The sequence below is a fragment of the Neisseria oralis genome (assembly GCF_045062685.1).
GTDB classification, from domain to species: Bacteria; Pseudomonadota; Gammaproteobacteria; order Burkholderiales; family Neisseriaceae; genus Neisseria; species Neisseria oralis.
Genome location: NZ_JBJGEB010000119.1, coordinates 1 through 233, shown reverse-complemented (window position 1 = coordinate 233; position 233 = coordinate 1). Strand labels below are relative to the sequence as shown.

Genomic DNA, 233 nt, shown 5'->3' with positions numbered 1-233 from the left:
GGGCGGGATCGTGCGGTTTGGCCGGTTTTTTAACCTCGGCTTGCGGTTTCTGCATCACGCCCGAACTTCCGGACGGTTGGCCGTCGCGGACGTGGTTGGTTTTGCCGGTGAGCAGCGCGTCTTTGTCGGAGTGTCCGAACTGGTCGCGCACTTTTTTGCGGTATTGGTTTTCCTGATACATATTGTAGGCGACAACGGCGAGGACGGCGGCGAGGAACAGTACGATGTAAATC

The 233-nt window shown here is 57.5% G+C and carries 1 pseudogene; it reads right to left on the bottom strand.

Going from position 1 to position 233, the window contains the following annotated elements:
- Positions 1 to 232, bottom strand: a pseudogene (locus ACI43T_RS12300) (cell division protein ZipA C-terminal FtsZ-binding domain-containing protein); the annotation flags it as partial.
- Position 233: the final 1 nt, after the last annotated feature.